This window comes from Paenibacillus sp. P4_E11 (genome assembly GCF_056401635.1).
In genome coordinates this window covers 1-2,465 of record NZ_JBFUIX010000333.1, presented here as the reverse complement: position 1 = coordinate 2,465, position 2,465 = coordinate 1, and the positions used below count along the sequence as shown (strand labels likewise).

Annotated in this window: 3 protein-coding genes; all 3 read right to left on the bottom strand. The window is 48.0% G+C overall.

From position 1 onward, the window contains the following. Positions 1 to 223: 223 nt before the first annotated feature. Complete coding sequence (locus AC1DWB_RS33605; RefSeq protein ID WP_477545430.1) at positions 224 to 538, bottom strand: hypothetical protein; 315 nt, start codon at positions 536 to 538, stop codon at positions 224 to 226. A gap of 250 nt (positions 539 to 788) precedes the next feature. Further along, a complete protein-coding gene (locus AC1DWB_RS33600) occupies positions 789 to 2,027 on the bottom strand; it encodes a cation:proton antiporter (RefSeq protein WP_477545429.1) in 1,239 nt (412 codons plus the stop codon). A gap of 4 nt (positions 2,028 to 2,031) precedes the next feature. Beyond that, a partial coding sequence (locus tag AC1DWB_RS33595; RefSeq protein WP_477545428.1) for a cation:proton antiporter regulatory subunit occupies positions 2,032 to 2,465 on the bottom strand: 434 nt, incomplete at its 5' end.

Sequence of the window (2,465 nt, the reverse complement as noted above, 5' to 3'; positions counted from 1 at the left end):
CATCTGAAGAGATGCTGTTGGCACGTCTCGTGGCAAGAAATGCTATACTCCCTCAGGGCACATTTTATATAACCGAAACATCACTAAAAGAGTGGATATTGATTTTTGAGCCACCATCTCAAGAAGAGTTGGGGCAGCAGTAACTATTTTATCTTTAATTGGTGAGATGATGCAAAACGGCCTTAACTCATGTAAACATGAGATAAGGCCGTTTTGCTAACATTTAATCATCATGAAGCTCATTTCCATACTTGGTTACATCGGGCAGCTTCGCATGGGAATGTCGTTTGGATCGCCAGACGCTTCCATGCCATCCACACGATTTCCTTAACGGAATGACGTCAACCCACGCGTCGGGATCAATGGAATATATAAGCTCGGTCAACGTTACCTCCTCGAGCCTATAGATGATAAGCTCCATCGTGTGCATCAACTGGCCGCTTCTCGTCTGATATCTCGTCAATCTCGTCACATTTCGTCCAATSCTCTGATGAATGGTTACCGCTACAGGATCCGGCAGCGCCGTAATAATACGCATTTTCCGCTTCCAACTTGAGCCTTGTAGCAGTCTCGTCGCCGAGATAAATATTGCCGCGAGCATGGTTATATACCCAAGGGCGGATTGCATGTGAAGTGAACAATTGCCCGGAGCCGCCCAATCATCTTTTCTAATAAAACCTCTGTGTAGCCATATCCTCTCCTTTACATGTCGCACATCGATTCCTCCTTACTAATGGGGTAGATGTTGCACCATCCGATTGTCGCTATAATTACAGGTGCTTCATGCCTCAGTGATCCTGAGAAGCTGCGTTTTCCGGCATTTTGTTTTTTCGCTTCCAACCTGTTAGCCTGAGCACACGCTCGAGCCCGCTGTATATGAATTTGGTTTCTTTGGTCAATAGAGGCCCGATTACAGCTAATATGAGTACATACAGGGCAGCAAAGGGCTGTACGATAGGGAGTAGACCGCCTGCTTTGGCGAGATTAGCCATAATGATGGAAAATTCTCCGCGTGCCACGATGGTTAGACCTATATTGACCGACGCCTTCGGTGACAAACCTGCACTATGGCCAGCCCACATCCCTGCGGCGAAATTCCCAATTAACGTTAGCACCACAGCGGCCAACGACAACCATACAGCACCGCCGAGGGAGAGCGGATCAATCGTAAGGCCGAAGCTGAAGAAGAAAATCGCACCGAAAAAATCACGAAAGGGTAAAATGAGATGCTCGATCCGCTTCATATGTTCGGTCTCCGCAAGTACCAGCCCTACGAGCAACGCTCCAATCGCTTCTGCCACATGAATCGTCTCCGAGAAGCCCGCGATAATGAACAACCCCGCGAATATTACGAGCATAAACAGTTCATTGGAACGAATATTCAACAGTCGATTGAGGAGAGGCACCGCCTTGCGTCCGGCAATCAGGACGAACAACATGAAGCCCAGTGCGATAAGTGCTGAGAGTACGATGCCTCCTATGGACGTCGAACCGCTGAGCACAAGTCCGGAGACGACCGAGATGTAGATGGCGAGGAATACATCCTCGAACATGATGATGCCAAGAATCATCTCGGTCTCTGGATTCGCTGTTCGTTTCAAGTCCACCAGTACTTTGGCAACGATCGCACTAGAGGATATCGTAGTAATTCCGGCTACAACAAGCATTTCGAGCAACGGAAGTCCTGCTACGTATGCGAACAGCAGGCCGAGTGTAAAGTTGATCAATATATAAATCGTACCGCCAACCGCAATTGATCGTCCCGACTTGATAAGCCGTCCAACCGAGAATTCAAGGCCCAAATAAAAGAGAAGGAACAGCACACCGATCCGGCCTAGAAATTCAATCAACGGTGCACTGGATATGAACCTCAAATCAATATGCCACCATTCGAAGGAATGTGGTCCTACCGCCATACCTACCAATATATAGAACGGAATGACCGAGAACCGCAGCTTGATCGACAGCAGTCCGGCGAGCGCGATCAGCGCAATGGCCACCCCGATTTCAAACACAATGTAGTTCATAGGTTCACTCACATCCATTCATTAGAATTGTCTTGAGATGCTTCTGCTGCCTCCTCTCACCAGCTACTACAAGCGTGCAATCCGCGGTCAACACCACTTCGGGGCCGGGATTGATATGCTTGGTGGAATGTAGCTTCTCCACGATGGCAATAATAGTCGCTCCCGAGCTTTGACGAACGTTCAGCTCACCTATGGTTTTGCCTACACATAAGTAATCCGGTTCAACCCGATACCATTCGATGATAAGATCATCCAATGCCATTTCAATCGTTTCTAACGCTTTCGGTTTATATGTCATTCCTCCGATGATACTGGCGACCAAACGCGCCTCATCGTCGTCAAGTGTAATCATCGAGATGCTCTCATCAACATTCGCATAATCAAAATGGAAGCATTCCCGCCTGCCGTCATCATGGACGACAATAACCAACTTATCAC

Bases quoted from the DNA above. Each gene is read 5' to 3' on its own strand.
- AC1DWB_RS33600 (WP_477545429.1), bottom strand. From the start codon at position 2,027: ATGAACTACATTGTGTTTGAAATCGGGGTGGCCATTGCGCTGATCGCG.